The sequence below is a fragment of the Thermomonas sp. genome (genome assembly GCF_019104945.1).
Taxonomy (GTDB): domain Bacteria; phylum Pseudomonadota; class Gammaproteobacteria; order Xanthomonadales; family Xanthomonadaceae; genus Thermomonas.
Map to the genome: position 1 here is coordinate 40,553 of NZ_JAHRWW010000010.1, position 20,029 is coordinate 60,581.

The following is a 20,029-nucleotide window of genomic DNA, read 5'->3' on the forward strand; positions in this document are numbered from 1 at the left end:
CGTAAAAAACCACACACTTGTGTTACCTCACACCCGTTACCACAGGCACAAGCGTTGTATCTTCGTCAACTTCAACCGACTGTTTAGATATTAATTCCTGTCCCTCCCAGCCCCCGCCAAGCGCCTTGAACAACGCCACTAAATCCGTTGAAGCAGTTGTATAAGCCCGCACATAAGCAGACTCGGCATCATAAAGCTCACGCTCTTGAACGAGCAGTTCTGTTAGCGCACTGTCACCTGCAGCAAAACGTACCTTGGCCCTAGAGTGGCGACTACGTGCGGCATCACGCGCAGTAGCGCGAAGGGCCAGTGTATCTAAACCAAACCGATAGTCACTTAACGCCCGCTCCGCATCAGCTAACGAGGCTAAAACAGCTTTTTCATATCCAAGTGCAGCCTGTTGTTCTCGCGCCTCACTGGCATGAATTTCTGCGCGCACACGTCCTCCATCGAAGAGACGCCACGAAACCACGGGTTTGACCAGAAACGATCGGCTGGCTGAATTTAGCAAGCTGTCGAATTCAAGTGATTGGAATCCGGCACCTGCAGAAATAGATAATTTTGGGAACAGCTCCGCCATTGCAATACCGATTTCCGCCGTTCTTGCGGCCAACCGACGTTCTGCTGCAATCACGTCAGGACGACGACGCAAAATATCGGCGCGCTCCCCCACTGGAATGGGGCTAAGCCGGGCCTCATGTAATGGCGTCTGCGTATTAAATAACGCCAGACCGGTCTCTGGGTTTGCCCCAAGCAACACCGCAATACTCAGTGCTGACGCACGCATACGCGCCTGTAGTGCTGGCAATCCAGCTGTAGCCGCAGAGAGTTGAACACGCGCAGCATCTACATCTGCCATGGCCACATCGCCTACTGCATAACGACGTTGTGTTAGCGCATACGATTTCTGCAGCGTGGCAACCGAGGCCTCTAACACCGTCAGCTCGCGCTGCGCACCACGCATGCTGAAATAGCTACGCGCCACTTCCGCAGCGATACTCATGCGAATACCGTCGGCATCAGCTTGGGTGGCCTGAATACTGGCTTCTGCACTTTCAACTGCACGCCGCGTTCGACCAAATAGATCCAATTCCCACGCAGCATCAAACCCTGCTTCATAAATGGTTTGTTGACGCTCAACACCGGGAATATTGCGAATTGGAAGAGGCCCGTTTTCACTTTGTTCGTGCCGCGTGGTCCCAGCGCTTACACCGACCGTTGGCATTGCGCCAGAAGATGCACGATCGCGCTGTGCACGCGCCTCTTGAATACGGGCCATCGCCTGACGAATATCCAAATTATCCGCCATTGCCTGAGTCACCAATTGCGATAACACAGGATCACCCAGCGACTGCCACCACTTGCTCAAATTCTGAGGCGACTGCGCAGATACCGTCGGCTGAGCCCAGCCATCACCAATATTTACCGACGGCGGTCGGCTGTAATTTGGGCCAACGCTCATGCAGGCAGTGAGTAGCACACCGCTGATAGCCAATACGATTGGCCGAAGACACGGGACGGGAAATGCGATAGATGAAGTCATTGCAAACGTCCTCGAACAAAAATGGTGGCGATCGAAAGAGAACACAACGCGATCAAAGCCAACGGCCACAGACTGGAAAAAATATCGGTTAAAGGCATTGCCTTCAAAAAACTACCTTCAACAATGACAAGAAAGTGCGTAAGAGGAATGACTTGCGCAAACCATTGCAATACAACAGGCATGTTCTCTACCGGCGTAGCGAACCCAGACATCAATACCGCAGGTACACCAATAGCAAACGCGCCTAAAATAGCCTGTTGCTGAGTCATACTGACCGCAGACAGCATCAGGCCAATGCCTACCACAGAGAGAATAAAAAGCACCAAACTCAATAATAAAAGAATGAAAGAGCCCGCAAACGGAATACCGAAAATACCCACCGCCGCCGCCACCATCGAAAGCCCCAGCACCGTCCCGATAACCAGAGCGGGCAAGGATTTGGAAACGATGATTTCCGGCGTTGACGTCGGTGATACAAGAAGCTGATCAAATGTGCCCATTTCTCGCTCGCGCGCAATGGAAAGCGAGGTGATGAGCAGCGCACTGAAGAGCGCCAAAATACCGGTGAGCCCAGGCACAATAAACCAACGATAGGTTAGATTTGGGTTGAACCAGTGACGCACCACGACGGGCGACCCCGGCTGTACCTCTGGCGTGACTTCCGCCCCGATGTCCGACGCGATCGCCGTCAGATAGGAAACCGTGATCTGGCCGGAATTGCTGCGCCTCCCATCCACTACCACCTGCACTTTTCCACCACCGCCGGAGGCAATAGTGCGTGAGAAATCCACAGGAATGTCTAGCGCAGCAATCACCTGTCCCTTGTCGATTAGCGCATGCAGTTGGCGCGCGTTGTCCACACGCACGACGCGATGGATGAAATGCGCGCTATCGAGCCGCTGTACCAACTCATACGACCATCGTCCAGCGTCCTGGTTATATACCGCCACATCTACGTTACGTACTTCAAGTGTTGCAGCAAATGCAAATACCAATAGCTGCAAAATAGGAGGCACAAAAACTACCATCCGGCTTCGTGGGTCACGTAAGACACTCAACACTTCTTTGATGAACTGCGCTCGTAGTCGCGTGTATAAAAACAGGCCCGATAGTTTATGCATCTCAGGCCTCCAAATTTTTACGTGTTGCGCGCTTGGCGAGCATGAAAAATACTGCCCCTATCGCAAACATCGCCAACAGGTTCGGAACAAACACCGCCCACACATCTCCTGCGAGAAATACGGTTTTTAGTGAATCCACGAAATAACGCGCCGGAATCAACCACGTCAATAGACGAATCGGCGCCGGCATTGCATCAATTTCAAACAAGAAACCGGAGAGCATAAACGCAGGAAGAAACCCTGAAAACAGCGCAATTTGTGCGGCTAGAAATTGATTTCTAGCCAATGATGAGATCAATAACCCCTGCCCTAATGCGGGAATCATGAATACTGCTGAAAGCAGCAACAGCGATGCCATTGAACCGCGTAGCGGCACATCGAACACAAGCACCGCCAAGACCGATGCACCTAAGGTTGCAGCCATTCCTAACACGAAGTACGGCAAGAGCTTTCCTATTAAAATCTCAGCCACTGATGCGGGCGTGGATAGCATCGCCTCCATCGTGCCACGCTCCCATTCCCTCGCCACTACAAGTGCGGTAAGCATTGTGCCGATGATGGTCATCACGATAGCAATTGCACCAGGCACCAATGCACGCCTGCTTTCAAGCTCCGGGTTGAACCAATAGCGAGGTTCTAGCACTACGACTTGTGCTGGCGTAGCCACATCTAAGTTATTGCGCCAAGTAAGCACCACACCTTTGGCATAGTTCTCTACATAGTTGGCCGTATTCGGATATGAACCATCGGTCACAACCTGTACCAGTGGTGCATCACCAGGCCGTGCCATGCGTTGCTCAAAATCCTGCGGAATTACAACGTAGCCACGTAGCGCGCCCGAGACCAACTTTTCGGATACATCCCGGCGATCATGCACAAATTTCGCGTCTAAATACTTTGTGCTCGCAAACGCAGCTGACAATTCCTGTGCGGATGCAGAGTCCGATTCTACAACCACGCCGATCCGTATATTCTTTGCGTCCAATGAAACAGCATACGCAAACAGCAATAGCAGCACTATAGGAAGCACAAAGGCAATCAACAACGTGGATGGATCACGTAATGCTTGCAGGCTCTCCTTATAAACCAATGCTATGAGCCGCTTTCGGTCCACAATCACGTGCTTCATACAGCAGCATCCCGAGCCTGTCTTGCTGTCTCAACGAGATAAATAAAAGCATCTTCCATTGTTGGGTCTGGCCGTTCAGACGTTGCGGCCATGCGCTTTAGTGCGTCCGGTGTATCCAAAGCAATCAATTGCGAATGCGATAACATTGCCACGCGGTCGCAGTATTCGGCTTCATCCATAAAATGAGTGGTCACCATAATGGTGACACCCTTGCGCGAGAGCCCGTTGATGTGCGTCCAAAACTCTCTCCGCGTCAGTGGGTCAACTCCGGATGTTGGTTCATCTAAAAACATCACCGGTGGGCGATGCATCAATGCACAGGCTAGTGCCAGTCGCTGTTTGTGTCCTAATGGCAAAGCATCGGGCGCTGAAGATAGCCAGCTTGCAAGGTCAAATGTTTCAATCATTTCTTTGATACGTTGCTTGCGAATCTCGCCTTCCAGCTCATACACACCTGCTGCAAATTCCAAATTCTGACGAACAGAAAGCAAGCCATATAAGGAAAATTTTTGTGCCATGTAGCCCAACTGTTTTTTTGCCGCGCCCGTTGCTGTGCGCAAATCATGCCCAACCACATGCGCTTCACCAGAAGTCGGTTTTAACAGGCCACACAGCATTTTGAACGTCGTCGATTTACCTGCACCATTTGGCCCTAGCAGGCCGAAAATTTCGCCTCTCTTTACTTCAAAGCTCACGTTATCTGTAGCAGTAAACTCACCAAATTTTTTGGTTAGCTTATGGCAAGAAACTGCAACATCTTTCTGCAACACGACCTCTGGCATTCGCTCAGCCAATGCCGACGTGCCACCAGGGCCGCCGCCTAAGAGATCAATAAAAGCATCTTCAAAGCGTGCTGGCACGGCGAATAATGACACTCCTGTTTGCGCGGCAAGTACTTTGACTTCTTCTACTTCAGCACCTTTACGAAGCACAAGGCGTACACCCGCCCCTTGAATAACGCCATCGCTCACGCTGGAAAAATCAAGCGCACGCGTCAACACTTCACGGCGCTGCTTACCGACATTTTCTAGTCTAAAACTACGCCCTTCCAACTGTGCAGTAAGTACTTGTGGCGGGCCTTCGTATAACAGCTGACCATTATTCAGTAGCAACACACTTTCACAGCGCTCAGCTTCATCTAAGTAAGCAGTGGACCAAACCACGGCCATGCCTTCGTCGGTAAGCGCTTGCACCATGCGCCATAAATCTTGGCGGCTTACTGGGTCCACGCCTACACCTGGTTCGTCTAGCAGCAACACCTTCGGACGCGCCATCAGCGCGCAAGCCAAGCCTAATTTTTGCTTCATTCCGCCTGAGAGCTTGCCTGCCAAACGCCTTGTAAATGGACCCAGTTTGGTGAATTCCAGCAGCTCTTCAAATAACGCACCATTTTGAGCTGCATTCATACCGCGCAACTGCGCGTATAGCCGCATATTTTCCATTACAGACAGATCTTCATATAAGCCAAACCGTTGTGGCATATAGCCACTGGCCGCATGCACCGCATCGTTGTCGCGCACAACATCAAACCCTGCAAGGGTTACTTGTCCGTTATTGGGCACCATCAAACCTGCCAAAATGCGCATCAAGGTCGTTTTTCCTGCCCCATCTGGTCCCACGAGACCAGTGAGGCGCCCATACGCAATTTGTGCGGTTAAACTGCGCAGCGCTTGCACGCCGCCAAAATTTTTACTGACATCGTCTATGACAACCGCAGGCTCAACGCAGGCAAGGGAGTGCATCACGCTACTCCCCCGCGACCACTTGGATCGTAACCGGCATGCCCTGCCGTAGTGATGCATCAGCTTGGTCTAACACAATACGCAAGCGATACACGAGGTCGGTACGCAGGTCGGTGGTTTCTACCGTTTTTGGCGTAAATTCTGCGCGCGGCGAGATAAAACCAATTTTGCCTAAATGCTGCTTGGTTGAAGCATCGCTCGTTACAATTACGCGCGTACCAGGTGCTATGCGCCCTAAATCACGCTCGCCGACATAGGCCCGCACATAAACCGGCGTATTTAAGCTCAAGCTATACACCGCACTTTGACTTGTGATCATGCTACCTGGCTCACGGACACGCGCCAGAATAGTTCCCGCACTTGGTGCGTTCAGCGTTGTATCAGCAAGCGCTGTAGCCGCCTGTTCGCGGCTGGCTTGCGCCGCTGCCAAACGCGCTTGCGCCGCCACAATATCTTCCTTGCGATACCCTTCATTTGCTTGTGAAAGCGCTGCTTGTGCCGCTTTTACACCTGCAGCAGTTTGATCACGCAATGTTTTTGCAGCATCAACCACGCGCTGACTACTAGCGCCCGATTCAATTAAGCTGTTTTGTCGCTGGAAATTACGTTCTGCATCCAATGCGAGCGCTTGCGCTTGCTTCAACGCTTCGCTTGCCTGTGCCACCTCTTGCGGCCGTAGCCCCTGCTGCAACTTGCTAAGTTCTGCTTGCGCCACCCGCACAGACGCATCCGCTGCCACCAAGGCATCCTTGAACGTTCTGTCATCTAGCTTGGCAATTGGCTGCCCCGTTGTTACCACGTCTCCCTCGTCCACCGACATTTCCAGCAACCGCCCGGGCTGTCTAAACGCCAACTGCACTTCGCGAATATCCACATTGCCATACAGCGTGAGCGCTGTATCTGAGTAGCCTGCCTGCTTGATACCAAGCCATGCCACCACCGCTACTACGATTGCAGCGACCACAATCACAATGTGTTTTGAGTTCATGCGCTTGCTCCAATCCCGCGGCGATAGATAGCAAAAACGCCCGGCGCATCTTTCCGAATCCGCTCGGCATCTCCAATCAACAGCGACTGCATCACTAGGCCTTGTATCGCACCAATAAATGACACCGTTGCCGCATCGATGTCCAAACTTGGATCTAACTCGCCACTTGTTTTGCCTGCTTCAAACAGAGCTCTAAGACGAATCCCATAGCTCTTTACCAACGTACTCACCATTTTCTTCGTCATGGTCTCGCCAGGACGCTGTAATTCACCGAACATCATTCTTGGCACACCGGGATGGTCAGCCACGAACCAGATATGCGCCATAAACACCGCCTCCAACGCCATGACAGGCGAAGCGCAGCTCTCTGAGGCGGCATAGACCTTGGCCAATAAGCGCTCTGACACCCACTGCATAACTGATTCGAGGATGGCGTCTTTACTTGGAAAGTGACGGAACAGCGCACCCTGCGTCAGCCCCATACGCTCGGCGATCGCCGCCGTGGTGATATCACTTGGATTCTTCTCAGCAGCCAAACTTACAACCGTCTCGACAGTGGCTGCACGCCGTTCTTCAGCAGGCAAGTACCTCGGTGACTCATTCATAAAACACTCAAAGTAAGTAATCAATTACTATCTTACTTAAAAATTTTTAGAGTGCAACCCTTCTTAGGGAAGCTCTAAACCGACATTCCCCACTTTTGAGTAGCTCGTCGATCCGGAGTCCAGTCTCTCGGCCCAACGAAATTGGACGTAAAGAAGCGCTTCTCTGAAGAGCAGATCATCGGCTTCCTGCGCGAGGTCGACACCGGCATGGCGATCAATGACCTATGCCGTCAATACGGCTTCAGCGAAGTCCCGTACTACCTGTGGCGCAACAACTTCGGCGACAATGGCGCATCTTCCGGCTTCAGGTGATCTACCCATGTCGAACCCGAACATCTCTCTCACCCGCTTTCTCATTGAAGAACAGCGCGAAGGGCGCATCAATCCCGAGCTGCGCCTGCTTATTGAAGTTGTGGCCCGCGCCTGTAAGCGCATTTCCATTGCCGTAGGCAAGGGCGCGCTAGGCGGCGTGCTGGGCGATGCCGGTGAAAACGGGCAGGCCAGCATCAACGTGCAGGGCGAAGCGCAAAAGAAGCTCGACGTGCTCAGCAACGAAATTCTTCTGGAAGCCAACGCTTGGGGCGGGCACCTTGCTGGGCTTGCTTCGGAAGAAATGGACCATTCGCAGCGCATCCCCGACAAATATCCGCGCGGCAACTACTTGCTGATGTTCGACCCCTTGGATGGCAGCTCCAATATCGACGTCAATATCTCGGTGGGCACCATCTTCTCTGTGCTGCGCTGCCCGGAAGGCATCACCGAACCCTCCGACGAACACTTTCTACAGCCTGGCACTGCGCAAGTCGCTGCAGGCTATTGCACCTATGGGCCCAGCACCATGCTGGTGCTTACCGTCGGCCATGGCACCCACGCCTTCACTCTCGATCGCGAAGTGGGCAGTTTTGTGCTGACCACGCTGGGCATGCAAATCCCAGAAGAAACCAAGGAATTTGCCGTCAATATGTCCAACCAGCGCTTCTGGGAAGCGCCGATGCAGGCCTATGTCGGTGACCTTCTCGCCGGGAAAGAAGGCTCGCGCGGCAAAGACTTCAATATGCGCTGGGTGGCCAGCATGGTGGCCGACGTCCACCGCATCCTCACCCGTGGCGGTATTTTCAGCTACCCACTAGACAGCAAATGCGCCCCCAAGGGCGGCAAGTTGCGCCTGATGTACGAGGCCAACCCCATGAGCTTTCTGGTGGAACAAGCCGGCGGCGCGGCCAGCACCGGGCGTCAGCGTATGCTGGACGTGCAGCCCAGCGGCCTGCATATGCGGGTTCCCGTGTTTTTAGGCTCGAAGGCGGAAGTGGAAGCCGCCGTGCGCTACCATCAAGCGCATGATCAAGCCAACGCGTGATCTTGCTACAGAACGCATCCTGCGCTCACCATTCCACCCGGTGATTCGGCCTTTGCTCTTTTTAAGGGCAGAATGACGGCTTATGCACCTCATTCAGCAACTCTGGCCACAATTCGCCTTCGGGATCATCCTGATCGGTGGGCTATACCTTTTTATCAGCGAAAGGCTGCGGATCGACGTGTCCGCCATTTTGGTATTGGCCGCGCTGGTGCTTACTGGCCTGCTTGACGCCAACCAAGCGCTGTCGGGTTTTTCCAGTGAACCGGCCATTATCGTCGCCTCGGTCTTCGTCATTTCCGGCGCACTAGGTGCCACCGGTATTAGCGAGCGTCTCGGCGCGCTGGTGGAACGCGCCTCCGGCAATGCCGAATGGCGCACGATCGCCGTGGTGATGCCGCTGGTGGCGCTGCTTTCCGCATTCACCCATCATGTGATGGTCACCGCGATGATGCTGCCGTTGCTGCTGCGTCATGCGCGCAACCGCCATCTGCCCGCTTCGCGTCTGCTCATGCCGATGTCGCTGGCGGCCTCTCTCGGCACCACCTTAACCCTGATCAGCGCCCCCGCCTTTCTGCTGGCCAACGATATGCTGCAGCGTAGCGGTGATGATGGGCTGGGTATTTTTTCCATTACCCCGATTGGTGTGGCGCTGGTGTTTGTCGGCACCGCCTATATGCTGCTGACGCGCTGGCTGCTGCCCAAACGCAGCGGCGAGCAAAACGACGACGATTACCTGCGCCTCGACCGTTACCGTACCGAACTGGTTGTGGTGAAAGAAGGCCACTGGTGCACGCGCCCGCTGGGCGATCTGCAGAAAGTGCTGGGCCAGCGCTTCCGCCTGATCGGCTGGCTGCGCGACGGACAACGCCGCGACGACCTCGGCGCCAGCAGCCCCCTCTTGGCGGGTGACGTACTCTTAGTCGAAGCCGCCGCCGACGAACTGCTGTCCCTGCACGACGATACCGGCCTAGATCTCAACGCCATTTCGCGCTTTGGCAACTGCGCCGAAGGCGAGGGCAAAGCGCAGCTGGTGCAAGCCGTGGTGGCGCCAGGTTCAGAATTTATCGGCCACAGCATTCGAGAACTCGACTTCGCCCGCCGCTTTCATACCGTGATCGCCGGGCTCTGGCGGCGCGGCGAACAAATGGCCGACCGCCTCTCCGACGCGCGCCTGCGCGAAGGCGACCTACTGGTGCTCTGGGGGCAGCCCACGCGCTTTGCCGAACTCGCCAGCCACCACGGCTTCCTGATGCTGGTACCGTTCTCCGGGCAGGCCAAGCGCCGCCTCCGCGCACCGCTGGCGCTCGCCATTTTAGGCGCCACCATTTTGGCCGCGGTCACCGAATGGCTGCCACCGCAGCTGGCCTTCCTGTTCGGCGCCTGCGCGCTGGTGGCTACCCGCTGCATCGACGTGGAACAGGCCTACCGCAGCATCGACACACGCATCTTCGTGATGATCGCCGGGGTCATTCCGCTGGGCATCGCCATGGAACAAACCGGCACAGCGGCCCTGCTTGCACAGGGGCTTTCCCACCTCATCGCCCACTGGCCGCCGCTGGCTATTCTGTTGGTGATGTTCTCGCTCGCCGCGCTGCTCACCCAGGTGATGAGCGACGCCGCCACCACCGCCTTGCTTGGCCCCATTTCCATCGCCACCGCACAAGTGCTTGGCCTACCGCCCGCGCCCTTCGTCGTGTGCACGGCGCTGGGGGCCGTGGTCGCCTTTCTCACCCCCATTGGCCACCACGGCAATCTGCTTATTCTGAAACCCGGCCAATACAATTTTGGCGATTTTCTGCGCATCGGCCTGCCGCTCACCGCTTTAGCCGCTTTCGTGAGCGCATGGATGGCGCGTTGGTTGTGGATGGGTGGCCCGTTGCTGCCGCATATCGGCTAAATTCACACCATGCTCGAAACGCTGCAGCACCTCTGGCACACCCTGTTAGCGCTGCCGCACGCACGTGCCTGGCTCACCGCCGCATGGGTTCTCTATTTTCTTGGTCTTGGTAGCTGGATCCTGCTGCAAAAACGCGAGCCTGTGGCCACTTTGAGCTGGCTCATCAGCTTGGCCGCGCTGCCGTATCTGGGCTTTTTCATCTACTACATCTTTGGCCCGCAGCGGCTCACCCGCCAGCGCCTGCGGCGACGGCGTACGCGGCTTGCCTTACCGCCAAGCGAGCACGACGCAAGCACCCAAGAACTACGCACCCTCGCGCAATCCACCACCGGCTACGCCCCCACCACGGCCTGCGACGTGCGCCTGCTGGTGGACGGTTGCAGCAAATACCCCGCACTGCTGGAGGCCATTGCCAGCGCCCGCCACCACGTCCACTTGGAGTACTACATCCTCGAGCCCGACCATACCGGGCGGTCCATTCGGGACGCCCTCATCGAACGCGCCAGCGCCGGGATTGCGGTGCGTTTACTGATCGACGCGGTTGGCTCCAAGCGTGCCCGCCGCACGTTTTTCAAGCCGCTTATTGACGCCGGAGGCGAAGTGGCTTGGTTTCACCCACCCAAGCTCTGGTTGCCTTGGCGCAGACCTTTGGTGAACCTGCGCACCCACCGCAAGATCGCGGTCATCGACGGCCGCGTTGGGTTTATTGGCGGCATCAACCTGACCGACGAAGAAGATCCAAGACGTCGCACCGACGCCTACCGCGACCTTCACCTACGTATTGAAGGCGACGCCGTTCGCAAACTGCAAGATCTCTTTATTGACGACTGGGCCTACGCCACTGGTGGCCGCAATTTCATCAACGAAATCGCCTGCGTCATGCCGCGTTCCTGCCCCGGCGGCGTCCATGTGCAACTGCTCACCTCCGGCCCCGATTCGCCTTGGGAAGCCATCCACCGCCTCCACGTCAGCGCCATTCACGATGCCAAACGCCGCGTTTGGCTCGCCACGCCCTATTTTGTTCCCGGTGAAGCGGCGCTGATGGCGCTCACCTCGGCAGCACTCGGCGGGCTCGATGTGCGCTTATTGGTACCCAAGCGCAGCGATAGCCTGCTTGTCACCCTGTGTGTGCGCTCGTTTTACGACGACCTCATCAGTGCCGGCGTCAAAGTCTATGAATACGGCCCGCGCATGCTGCACACCAAGGCCTTACTTGTAGACGATCAGCTCGCCATCGTTGGCAGCGCCAATTTCGACTACCGCAGCTTTCGGCTCAATTTTGAAGCTTCGCTCCTATTGAACTCGGCGCGTGTTGCCGAGCAGCTCTCAGACCTGCTTACTGGTGAGTTTCAGCACGCCCAGCAAGTTTCTGCGCAGCGCCCCAAACCACTTCTTGCCGTGCGCCTCCCCGAAGCCTTTGCGCGCCTGTTTGCGCCGCTGCTTTGACCGTACACTGCGCCTAGTTTCCACGGACATTTGCGCATGCATTGGCTTTTTCTTCTTTTTTCCATCGCCGCGATGGCGTTTGCCATGCTCACCACGTCCACCGGCCTACTCGCGGCCTGTCTGCTCGCCGCATTTGTCTTCTTCCTCGTCTGGGTCTATGCGATGTACCGCGCGCGTTTTCCCGAAACCCCGCGCGACATCACCACCGCCATCGACCTTTCCGAACTGCGCCGCCTGCGTGAGCAGGCACAGGCGCGCAAACAAGCTCAAGCAGAGGATGACCCCCAACCATGACTGTTCTTAGCGTTAACCTCAACAAAATCGCGGTGCTGCGCAACTCGCGCGGCGGCGATGAACCCTCGGTGCTCCGCGCTGGCATCACCTGCTTGGACGCCGGTGCCCATGGCCTTACCGTGCACCCACGCCCGGATGCGCGGCATATCCGCCACGACGACGTGCTCACCCTTGGCCAGCTCTGCCGCGAACGTAACGTAGAATTCAATGTGGAAGGCAACCCGTTTGCCCCACCTCGCCCTGGCTATCTTGGGCTATTGGCTCTGTGCGAACGCGTGCGGCCTGCGCAGGTGACCCTTGTGCCCGATGGTGACGGTCAACTCACCTCCGACCACGGGTTTAATTTTGCCCGCGATGGCCGCCAGCTTGCGCCTTTAATCGCACAGTTCAAAGCACTCGGCGCACGCGTCAGCGTGTTTGTGGATGTGGGCGACACCGACGTTGCCACCGCCGCGGCGCTCGGTGCCGATCGCGTGGAGCTTTACACCGGCCCCTACGCCGAAGCCTTTGCATCAGGCCACCCTGAAGCTGCCCTAGCTGCGGCCGCTGATACCGCGCGCCGCGCCCAGCAGGCCGGGCTCGAGGTCAATGCCGGGCATGATCTCAACCAAGCCAATCTCCCCAGTTTTCTTGCCAACGTGCCGCAAGTACAAGAGGTGTCGATTGGCCATGCGCTGATCGGTGAAGCGCTGTACGACGGCCTCGTGGCTACCGTGCGCGCCTATCGCCGCATTGTCGAAGCATCTTGAAGCCACTGATTTCTTGAGGCAAAAAAACGCCGCCCATTGGGCGGCGTTTCGTCATCCACGACGCGCTCCGCAAACCGGAGCAGTCAATGTTTACTTCTGTACAAAGCCAATCTTGTACATGTCGGCATTCTTGGCCGCAGCCAAAACCTTTGCCAACACGCCGTATTCAGCGGCTTCATTCGTGTCAATTTGCAGTTCCGGCTGGTTGGTCGGGTCCTGTGCCACGGTTTCTACCATCTGACGTTCCAACTGGCTGACGTCCACCAAGGTGTTGTTCCAATACACCTCACCGGATGCGGCGATGCGCAGTTCGATGGGCTTGGGTGGTTCCTTGGGGTTATCCGGCTTTTTGTCGGTCTTTTGTGGCAGGTCCACGTCCACCGGCACCGATTGGATCGGCATGGTGACCATGAAGATGATCAGCAATACCAACATCACGTCCACGAGGGGCGTTACGTTGATTTCGGCCATCGCGCTCTGGCTTGCAGCCATTGTTCGTTCTCCTTACTGGCCTTTCTTGGGCGGCGTGGTCACAAAACCGACCTTTGCCATACCCTGCATCTGCGCGATCTTTACCACATCGTTGATAAGACGATACTGCGTGGTCTTATCAGCGCGGATCTGAACCGGCGGCTGCGGCATCTTCTGGGCTTCCACCGACAGGCGACTTTCGATCGCCTGCTTGGTGGACGGTTCATCATTCAGGAAGTAATCGCCGTTCTCGGTCACCGAGATGGTGATCGGTGGAACTGCTTGTTTGGTTTCTTCCTTCTTGATGACCTGAGCTTCAGGCAGCTGCACCTTGACCTTGTGGTTCATCAGCGGCGTGGTGATCATGAAGATGATCAGCAGCACCAACATCACGTCTACCAGCGGCGTGACGTTGATTTCGGCCATTGGGCCGCCTTCTTGTTTACCAACACTTGCACCCATGGTCAGGGGCCTCCGTCAGTTCCAGTGCGCTACGATCAACGACCCGTCTCGCCAACACGCGAACCGGTAGCGAAGAAATCGTGCAGGTCGTGGGCGAAGGTGTCGAACTGGTTGTTGGTGATGCGGTTGAAGCGCACGAAGGCGTTGTACGCCAGCAGCGCCGGGATCGCGGCGAACAGACCGATCGCGGTCATGATCAGCGCTTCACCCACCGGACCGGCCACGGCCGAGATGGAGGCGTCGCCCGAAGAACCGATCTTGATCAGGGCGTGGTAGATGCCCCACACGGTACCCAGCAGACCGACGAACGGTGCAGCCGAACCCACGGTGGCGAGCACGGTCAAGCCGTCTTCCAGGCCCAGCGATTCGCGGGTCACGGCCTGACGCAGGGCGCGATCAACGAATTCCGAACGGTTCAGCGATTCGGCCAGCTTGGAACCGTCATTGCGCTGGTGGTGCGCGGCGGCTTGGGCGGCGTCCAGCGCGATCTTGGAGAACGGCTCGGACTTCGGCTGTTCTTCCATGAAGCGGATGGCGTCTTGGGCATTAGTGGTTTCCCAGAACGTGCTAACCACGCGATCGGCACGGCCGCGCAGACGCATGTTCTTTAGGAAGTTGATGATGATCCAGTACCAAGACATCAGCGACATAATGGCAAGTGTCACGAAGACTACCCAGCCTACCGCGTCGAAGTTTTGGATCAGATGGTCAAAGCCCATCGCCTGCAGCGCGGCGGCATTGTTGCCCCCGGCAGCGGCAGGAGCGGCAGCAGTCGTTTCTTGCAACATACCCTATACCTTTGGATGTCGTGGATGGAGGTGGTTCAAATTTACAGCGAACGTGGGATACAGCAGGTGGAGCACTAACAATTACATCTTGAACTCAACCGGGACGCGTACGCGGCTGGCCACTTTCTGACCATTGCGAACTTCCGGGTTGAAGCGCCACTTGCGTGCAGCCTGCATAGCAGAGCGATCCAAGTTGCGGTTACCGCTGGACTTCTCCACTTCAACATCCAGCACGCCGCCACTGGCGTCGATGCTAACGATCAAAATGGTGGTGCCCTGAATACCGCGACGCATTTCTTCCGGCGGATACTTCGGCGGGTTCATGCCACGCGATGATGGATCCACGCTGGAGCCGATGTCCGGGGTTGCGGACGGCGGCGGCGGTGGCGACGGCGGCGGAGCAACGGTATCGACAGCACGCGCTTGATCCAGCACAACCGGCGGATCTTCCGGCGGCGGCGGCAGCACGGTCTTCACCGTTGGCGGCGCCAAGGTTTTGATCGGCGGCGGCGGCTTGTCCGTCGGCGGCGGCGGTGGTGGCGGCGGCGGTGGCGGTGGCGGTGGCTCGATAAAGGTCACGCTCACCACGTCCTGCTTCTCAACGTCTTGAGCAGGAGGTGAGATTGGGGCCAACAGCAGCAACAGGGCTGCCGCGTGAAGCGCGATGGCGAAGCTAATGCCGGCAATGCGAGGCCAGTTCAATTCTTCGCTATCGCGGCTATCTTTCTTCTCGATGTAGGCGAGATCTTCCGTCATGCGCACGGCTCTTGTGTGGGGGGCTCTGGTGGTTCACACCAGAGTTAATTCGGTAGCGATTTTTACATCGCCGGAACTGTCAAGTTTATATCAAATGCTGCGACTTGTTCCAAGTCTTTGCGCTGATATAAGCAAAAAAATGTGCTGAATTTCTCAACGTGACAGGATGAGTTTGGCGTCCGCCGGTTTTTTCACACCCTTTTCGAGTGCTTTTTTCGCGGCGTCCTTGGCCTGCGCTTTCTTGCCATCCATATCGAGCACCTTGGCAAGATTGAGATAGCCTTCGCCGTCGTCCATCATCGGCGCAGCGCGCTGATAAAGGGCAATGGCTTGTGCCAGCTTGTCTTCAAAATAGGCGTTTTGTGCAAGCACTTGCAAGTCGCGGCCTAAATCTGGGCCGGGCTTCAAGATGCCCTTGGCTTCGCCGTCTTCGATGACCTTTTGTGCATCAGCCCAGCGCTCGGCATTCATGTAGCCGACGTAGAGCGAGCGCAGTTCGCGCTGCTCGGTCAGCATGCCGCGCTTGTAAGCGTCTTCCATCAGCACATTGGCTTCGGGGAATTTATCCGCCGATTGCAGCGCCGACACCGCATTCATCAGCATGCGCTTGTCGCTTGGATTTTTTTCAAACAGCGACTTGTACACCTCGGCCGCTTCGACATTGCGGTTAAGGCTAGAGAGCAGCGCGCCGCGAATGGCGATGTGATCCGGCTTATCGGACTTCGTTTCGGCGAGGAAACGGTCCAATACCTTCATCGATTCTTCGTACTTCTCTTCTTGGTACAAGATGATGGCCAAGTTCAACATAGTCGAATAATGGCCATCGTTGTCCAGCCCATCGGCGGCCACCGCTTTGGCGAAGTAGTCGGCGGCTTTGTTCTGGTCGTCGAGATTGGACGCGGCATTACCCGCCATGGAATAGGCGATGGACTTGTCGTAGGCGTTCGCCGCCGCATTGGCGCCAATTTCATCGGCGGCCACGGTGACGCCTGCCCAGTCATCCTTTTCGTACTTTTCCTGCATGGCTTGCAGCTGCTTGATCAGCTTCTGCGAGGCCTTGGTTTCCGGCGACTTGCGGCTGGCATTGGGATACAGCGGCGGTTTGGCCGCTTCTTCCTTCTTGTTCTTGCTTTGCGAGCGATCGCGGCGGCTGCCCGCCGATTGCGGGTCCGCATGCGCCATAGGTGCCACGAGCGCCACGCCAAGAACCATGGCCAAGGCAGTAACGAGAGGACGGCGAAGTTGCAGGTACATGGTGTTCACCTCAATGGCGGGAGCCGCACTATATCGCAAGCGGGCAATATGGGGAACGTATCAGAGTGTACGGGCTTTTACCCATGCCAAATGTCGTGGTTCAACGGCACTTCGGCGTATGGCCCGCTTTGCGTGCGGCCTGCATCACCGGAAGCAAGCCTTGCGCACGCGCCTGCAGCTCGCGTAGGCGTGATTGCGGGTCTGGATGGGTGGAAAGCCACTGCGGCGGCCGGTTGGCATCCGCAGCGGCCATATTGCGCCACAGCGCGACGGCGCCTTCCGGGTTAAATCCCGCTTTGGCCATCAGCTGCTGCCCCACCACATCCGCCTCGCTTTCTTGGGTGCGGGAATTGGGCAGGAGGAAGGTGCCTTGCAGCAGTGCGCCGCCCAACTGCTGCGTGGTTTGCGTGGCGGCATCCCCATAGCGCGCGCCCACCAACGCCCCAGCAAGCCCCAGCCCGGTTTGCGCGGCGAGCTGCCGTGTAATGCGTTCGTCGTGATGGCGCGAGACCACGTGCCCCACCTCGTGTGCGATCACGCCCGCCAATTCATCCTGGTTTTTCGCCACGGTGAAAATGCCGGTGTACACCCCGATTTTGCCACCAGGAAGCGCCCACGCGTTGGTTTCGTTGTTATTGAACAATGCGTATTCCCAGCGCACTTGGTTCCAAGGCGCGGGCAGCTGGGCGGTGACGGCACGCACCACACAGCCCACGTAGGCGGTGAGCTGTGGGTCTTTCGACAGCGACGATTCTTTCTTGGCTTCAGCAAAGGCCTGTAGCCCCATTTGCTCTAGCTGTGCCTGCGACACGCCGCCCACATACTGGGTGCGCCCCGTGGGCGAGGTGCTGGTGGCGCAGGCCGCCAGCACGAGCAGCACCGCCCAGCCCAGCCCGCGTGCTGGATTCACCATCGTCATTACCCCGTTAAATGTCCAAGTTGCCCACTTTGAGCGCATTTTCTTCGATGAAATTACGCCGCGGCTCCACCACATCGCCCATCAGGGTGCTGAAGATGGCGTCGGCCTCCATCGCATCGTCTAGCTTCACCTGCAGCAGGCGTCGGGTTTCCGGGTTCACCGTGGTATCCCAGAGCTGCTCCGGGTTCATTTCACCTAGGCCCTTAAAGCGCTGAATTTGGCGGCCTCTCTTGGCCTCGTCCATCAGCCAGGCCTGGGCTTGGATAAAGCTCTCAATCTCCTGCGCCTTGTTGCCGCGCTGGATCCGTGCGCCCGCACGTACCAAGCCGTGCAACTTGGCCGCCGCTTCACGCAGCGGCTTCAGCTCACCGTGTTCAAACAGCGCCTGCGGCAGCACTTGGGTGAGCTCTTCGCCCATATGCGCACGCGTCACCAGCAGCGCCGCCGGACGCTGCTCACTCGCTTCCTGCCAGCGCAGGCTGTAGCGCGGCTTGCCGAGACCAGACTCGTTCAAACGCCCTGCCAGCGCCTCAAACGCGGCGTGCATATCACCATGTTGGGCCACCGATGCGGCGTCGAGCGGTAAGAAGTCGATCAAGGCTTCCAGCACCCCCACATCGAAGCGGTGGGCGTTGCGTGCGACGGTTTCCTTCGCGCGCGCATGAGCCAACAGCAGGCTTTCCAGCGCCGCGCCCTCGATCGCAGGTTCTCCCGCGGCAGGCTGCAGGCTGGCCCCTTCCACCGCGCTCCCAGCCAGATAATTATCCAGCGCTACGTCGTCCTTCAGGTACAGCTCGTTTTTGCCCTGCTTGATCTTGTACAGCGGCGGCAGGCCGATGTAGATATGCCCGCGGTCGATCAGCTCCGGCATCTGCCGGTAGAAAAAGGTCAACAGCAAGGTGCGGATATGGCTGCCATCCACGTCGGCGTCGGTCATGATGATGACGCGGTGATAGCGTAATTTATCCGGGTTATATTCATCCTTACCGATGCCGGTGCCCAGCGCGGTAATCAAGGTACCCACTTCGGCGCTGGCCAGCATGCGGTCGAAACGCGCGCGCTCGACGTTGAGGATCTTGCCGCGCAGCGGCAGCACTGCCTGGGTCTTGCGGTTGCGGCCCTGTTTGGCACTACCACCTGCCGAGTCACCCTCGACGATAAACAGTTCCGACAGCGCCGGGTCTTTTTCCGAGCAGTCGGCGAGCTTACCGGGCAGGCCAGCAATATCCAGCGCGCCCTTGCGGCGGGTCAGGTCGCGCGCTTTGCGGGCGGCTTCGCGGGCGCGGGCAGCGTCCACGATCTTGCCTGCGATCACCTTGGCTTCGTTTGGATGCTCCTGCAGGAACTCTTCCAGCCGTGCGGAGAACGTGCTGTCCACCACCGGGCGCACGTCCGAAGACACCAGTTTTTCTTTGGTTTGGCTAGAGAAGCTGGGATCGGGCACCTTCACCGACAGCACCGCGATCATGCCTTCACGCATATCGTCGCCCGAGAGCGCCACCTTGGCCTGCTTCGCAATACCGCTTTGTTCGATGTAATTGGTCAGGGTGCGCGTTAGCGCCGAGCGGAAGCCCTGCAGGTGGGTGCCGCCGTCTTTTTGCGGGATGTTATTGGTGAAGCAGAACATCGTTTCTTGGTAGGCGTCGGTCCACTGCAGGGCGACGTCCACGGTGATGCCGTTCTGCTCACCGGTGACTGAAATCACGTTCGGATGCAGGGGGGTTTTGACTTGGGCCAAGTGCTCTACAAAGCTCTTGATGCCGCCTTCGTAATGGAAATCATCGCGGCGGCCTTCACCGCGCTCATCCACAAGGGCGATATTGACGCCAGAGTTGAGGAACGAGAGCTCGCGCAGACGGCGGGCGAGGATTTCGTAGTGGAATTCGACGTCACTGAAGGTTTCAGCCGAGGGCCAAAAGCGCAGGATCGTGCCGCGTTTGCCGTCTTGGTCGCCCACGCGCTTGAGTGGGTACACAGGCTCGCCGTGGCTGTATTCCTGCTGATGGTGGCCACCGTCGCGCCAAATATCCAGCGTGAGCTTGCTCGATAGCGCATTAACCACACTAACGCCCACGCCATGCAGGCCACCGGAAACCTTATAGCTGTTATCGTCGAACTTACCGCCAGCGTGCAGTACGGTCAGAATAACTTCAGCCGCGGAGACGCCTTCTTCTTTGTGAATATCGACGGGGATGCCGCGACCGTTGTCCGACACACTTACCGAGCCGTCGGCATGGATCGTGACGGTGATTTTATCGGCATGCCCGGCCAAGGCTTCGTCCACCGAGTTGTCCACCACCTCGAACACCATATGGTGCAAGCCGGTGCCGTCGTGCACATCGCCGATATACATGCCTGGGCGCTTACGCACCGCCTCAAGCCCGCGTAATACGGTGATTTTGCTGGAATCGTAATTGGAATTAGCGGAAGCTGCGGGCTGCTCGCCCGGGGTTTGCTCGTTTTGCGACATCGACGCCATCTACTCCCGTAGTGCGCTTCGGCTAGCCC

General features: G+C 57.3%; 19 protein-coding genes. 6 read left to right on the top strand and 13 right to left on the bottom strand.

What is annotated here, in order from left to right; genetic code table 11:
* Window positions 1–22: 22 nt before the first annotated feature.
* From KUL77_RS02535 to KUL77_RS02560, 6 genes are read right to left on the bottom strand one after another with little or no spacing between them, the layout of a single operon-like run.
* Window positions 23–1,543: a TolC family protein gene (locus KUL77_RS02535; RefSeq protein WP_297143321.1), complete on the bottom strand. Its 1,521-nt coding sequence runs from the start codon at window positions 1,541–1,543 to the stop codon at window positions 23–25.
* Complete coding sequence (locus KUL77_RS02540; RefSeq protein WP_297143194.1) at window positions 1,540–2,664, bottom strand: ABC transporter permease; 1,125 nt, start codon at window positions 2,662–2,664, stop codon at window positions 1,540–1,542. The genes KUL77_RS02535 and KUL77_RS02540 overlap by 4 nt, the downstream gene beginning before the upstream one ends.
* Before the next feature lies 1 nt (window position 2,665).
* Window positions 2,666–3,793, bottom strand: a complete 1,128-nt coding sequence (locus tag KUL77_RS02545; RefSeq protein ID WP_297143197.1) for an ABC transporter permease — start codon at window positions 3,791–3,793, stop codon at window positions 2,666–2,668.
* Window positions 3,790–5,535 carry an ATP-binding cassette domain-containing protein gene (locus KUL77_RS02550; protein ID WP_297143200.1) on the bottom strand — a complete coding sequence of 582 codons (1,746 nt, stop codon included), beginning with the start codon at window positions 5,533–5,535 and terminating at the stop codon, window positions 3,790–3,792. Before KUL77_RS02550 ends, KUL77_RS02545 begins: the two co-directional genes overlap by 4 nt.
* A gap of 4 nt (window positions 5,536–5,539) precedes the next feature.
* On the bottom strand, window positions 5,540–6,523 hold the full coding sequence (gene hlyD, locus KUL77_RS02555; RefSeq protein WP_297143203.1) for a secretion protein HlyD: 984 nt from the start codon (window positions 6,521–6,523) through the stop codon (window positions 5,540–5,542).
* Window positions 6,520–7,128 (bottom strand): TetR/AcrR family transcriptional regulator, encoded by a 609-nt coding sequence (locus KUL77_RS02560; RefSeq protein WP_297143206.1) that lies wholly within the window; start codon window positions 7,126–7,128, stop codon window positions 6,520–6,522. Before KUL77_RS02560 ends, hlyD begins: the two co-directional genes overlap by 4 nt.
* Window positions 7,129–7,269: 141 nt before the next feature.
* Between KUL77_RS02560 and KUL77_RS02565 the strand changes: the two genes are divergently transcribed.
* The 6 genes from KUL77_RS02565 (at window position 7,270) to KUL77_RS02590 (ending at window position 12,871) form a co-directional block, all read left to right on the top strand.
* Window positions 7,270–7,440 (top strand): transposase, encoded by a 171-nt coding sequence (locus tag KUL77_RS02565; RefSeq protein ID WP_343231527.1) that lies wholly within the window; start codon window positions 7,270–7,272, stop codon window positions 7,438–7,440.
* Between the two features lie 7 nt (window positions 7,441–7,447).
* Complete coding sequence (locus tag KUL77_RS02570) at window positions 7,448–8,485, top strand: class 1 fructose-bisphosphatase (protein ID WP_297143209.1); 1,038 nt, start codon at window positions 7,448–7,450, stop codon at window positions 8,483–8,485.
* A gap of 82 nt (window positions 8,486–8,567) precedes the next feature.
* On the top strand, window positions 8,568–10,382 hold the full coding sequence (locus KUL77_RS02575; protein ID WP_297143211.1) for an SLC13 family permease: 1,815 nt from the start codon (window positions 8,568–8,570) through the stop codon (window positions 10,380–10,382).
* Window positions 10,383–10,391: 9 nt separating this feature from the next.
* A complete protein-coding gene (gene cls / locus KUL77_RS02580; RefSeq protein ID WP_297143215.1) occupies window positions 10,392–11,828 on the top strand; it encodes a cardiolipin synthase in 1,437 nt (478 codons plus the stop codon).
* A gap of 36 nt (window positions 11,829–11,864) precedes the next feature.
* Window positions 11,865–12,122 carry a hypothetical protein gene (locus KUL77_RS02585; RefSeq protein ID WP_297143217.1) on the top strand — a complete coding sequence of 86 codons (258 nt, stop codon included), beginning with the start codon at window positions 11,865–11,867 and terminating at the stop codon, window positions 12,120–12,122.
* Complete coding sequence (locus KUL77_RS02590; RefSeq protein WP_297143219.1) at window positions 12,119–12,871, top strand: pyridoxine 5'-phosphate synthase; 753 nt, start codon at window positions 12,119–12,121, stop codon at window positions 12,869–12,871. Before KUL77_RS02585 ends, KUL77_RS02590 begins: the two co-directional genes overlap by 4 nt.
* A 90-nt stretch (window positions 12,872–12,961) precedes the next feature.
* Here KUL77_RS02590 and KUL77_RS02595 read toward each other — a convergent pair whose 3' ends face one another.
* The 7 genes from KUL77_RS02595 to gyrB all read right to left on the bottom strand — a co-directional run bounded on the left by KUL77_RS02595 (window position 12,962) and on the right by gyrB (window position 19,991).
* Window positions 12,962–13,342: a biopolymer transporter ExbD gene (locus tag KUL77_RS02595; RefSeq protein ID WP_297143325.1), complete on the bottom strand. Its 381-nt coding sequence runs from the start codon at window positions 13,340–13,342 to the stop codon at window positions 12,962–12,964.
* A gap of 33 nt (window positions 13,343–13,375) precedes the next feature.
* Window positions 13,376–13,768, bottom strand: coding sequence for a biopolymer transporter ExbD (locus tag KUL77_RS02600; RefSeq protein ID WP_297143222.1), 393 nt, complete (start codon window positions 13,766–13,768; stop codon window positions 13,376–13,378).
* 71 nt (window positions 13,769–13,839) lie between these two features.
* Window positions 13,840–14,592 (bottom strand): MotA/TolQ/ExbB proton channel family protein, encoded by a 753-nt coding sequence (locus KUL77_RS02605; protein WP_297143224.1) that lies wholly within the window; start codon window positions 14,590–14,592, stop codon window positions 13,840–13,842.
* 81 nt (window positions 14,593–14,673) lie between these two features.
* The gene (locus KUL77_RS02610) at window positions 14,674–15,348 is read right to left on the bottom strand and encodes an energy transducer TonB (RefSeq protein ID WP_297143227.1); all 675 of its coding nucleotides are present in this window, start codon (window positions 15,346–15,348) and stop codon (window positions 14,674–14,676) included.
* Between the two features lie 153 nt (window positions 15,349–15,501).
* On the bottom strand, window positions 15,502–16,602 hold the full coding sequence (locus KUL77_RS02615; protein WP_297143230.1) for a hypothetical protein: 1,101 nt from the start codon (window positions 16,600–16,602) through the stop codon (window positions 15,502–15,504).
* A gap of 100 nt (window positions 16,603–16,702) precedes the next feature.
* Window positions 16,703–17,515, bottom strand: coding sequence for a M48 family metallopeptidase (locus KUL77_RS02620; protein ID WP_297143328.1), 813 nt, complete (start codon window positions 17,513–17,515; stop codon window positions 16,703–16,705).
* 13 nt (window positions 17,516–17,528) lie between these two features.
* Window positions 17,529–19,991 carry a DNA topoisomerase (ATP-hydrolyzing) subunit B gene (gyrB, locus tag KUL77_RS02625; protein WP_297143233.1) on the bottom strand — a complete coding sequence of 821 codons (2,463 nt, stop codon included), beginning with the start codon at window positions 19,989–19,991 and terminating at the stop codon, window positions 17,529–17,531.
* Window positions 19,992–20,029 lie beyond the last annotated feature (38 nt).

Excerpts from the sequence above, each read along its gene's own strand:
- cls (WP_297143215.1), top strand. The coding sequence starts at position 10,392 with ATGCTCGAAACGCTGCAGCACCTCTGGCACACCCTGTTAGCGCTGCCG.
- KUL77_RS02545 (WP_297143197.1), bottom strand. The coding sequence starts at position 3,793 with ATGAAGCACGTGATTGTGGACCGAAAGCGGCTCATAGCATTGGTTTAT.
- KUL77_RS02590 (WP_297143219.1), top strand. The coding sequence starts at position 12,119 with ATGACTGTTCTTAGCGTTAACCTCAACAAAATCGCGGTGCTGCGCAAC.
- KUL77_RS02540 (WP_297143194.1), bottom strand. The coding sequence starts at position 2,664 with ATGCATAAACTATCGGGCCTGTTTTTATACACGCGACTACGAGCGCAG.
- KUL77_RS02600 (WP_297143222.1), bottom strand. The coding sequence starts at position 13,768 with ATGGCCGAAATCAACGTCACGCCGCTGGTAGACGTGATGTTGGTGCTG.
- KUL77_RS02615 (WP_297143230.1), bottom strand. The coding sequence starts at position 16,602 with ATGTACCTGCAACTTCGCCGTCCTCTCGTTACTGCCTTGGCCATGGTT.
- KUL77_RS02610 (WP_297143227.1), bottom strand. The coding sequence starts at position 15,348 with ATGACGGAAGATCTCGCCTACATCGAGAAGAAAGATAGCCGCGATAGC.
- KUL77_RS02620 (WP_297143328.1), bottom strand. The coding sequence starts at position 17,515 with ATGGTGAATCCAGCACGCGGGCTGGGCTGGGCGGTGCTGCTCGTGCTG.
- gyrB (WP_297143233.1), bottom strand. The coding sequence starts at position 19,991 with ATGTCGCAAAACGAGCAAACCCCGGGCGAGCAGCCCGCAGCTTCCGCT.
- KUL77_RS02575 (WP_297143211.1), top strand. The coding sequence starts at position 8,568 with ATGCACCTCATTCAGCAACTCTGGCCACAATTCGCCTTCGGGATCATC.
- hlyD (WP_297143203.1), bottom strand. The coding sequence starts at position 6,523 with ATGAACTCAAAACACATTGTGATTGTGGTCGCTGCAATCGTAGTAGCG.
- KUL77_RS02535 (WP_297143321.1), bottom strand. The coding sequence starts at position 1,543 with ATGACTTCATCTATCGCATTTCCCGTCCCGTGTCTTCGGCCAATCGTA.
- KUL77_RS02570 (WP_297143209.1), top strand. The coding sequence starts at position 7,448 with ATGTCGAACCCGAACATCTCTCTCACCCGCTTTCTCATTGAAGAACAG.
- KUL77_RS02550 (WP_297143200.1), bottom strand. The coding sequence starts at position 5,535 with ATGCACTCCCTTGCCTGCGTTGAGCCTGCGGTTGTCATAGACGATGTC.
- KUL77_RS02595 (WP_297143325.1), bottom strand. The coding sequence starts at position 13,342 with ATGGCCGAAATCAACGTAACGCCCCTCGTGGACGTGATGTTGGTATTG.
- KUL77_RS02585 (WP_297143217.1), top strand. The coding sequence starts at position 11,865 with ATGCATTGGCTTTTTCTTCTTTTTTCCATCGCCGCGATGGCGTTTGCC.
- KUL77_RS02605 (WP_297143224.1), bottom strand. The coding sequence starts at position 14,592 with ATGTTGCAAGAAACGACTGCTGCCGCTCCTGCCGCTGCCGGGGGCAAC.
- KUL77_RS02560 (WP_297143206.1), bottom strand. The coding sequence starts at position 7,128 with ATGAATGAGTCACCGAGGTACTTGCCTGCTGAAGAACGGCGTGCAGCC.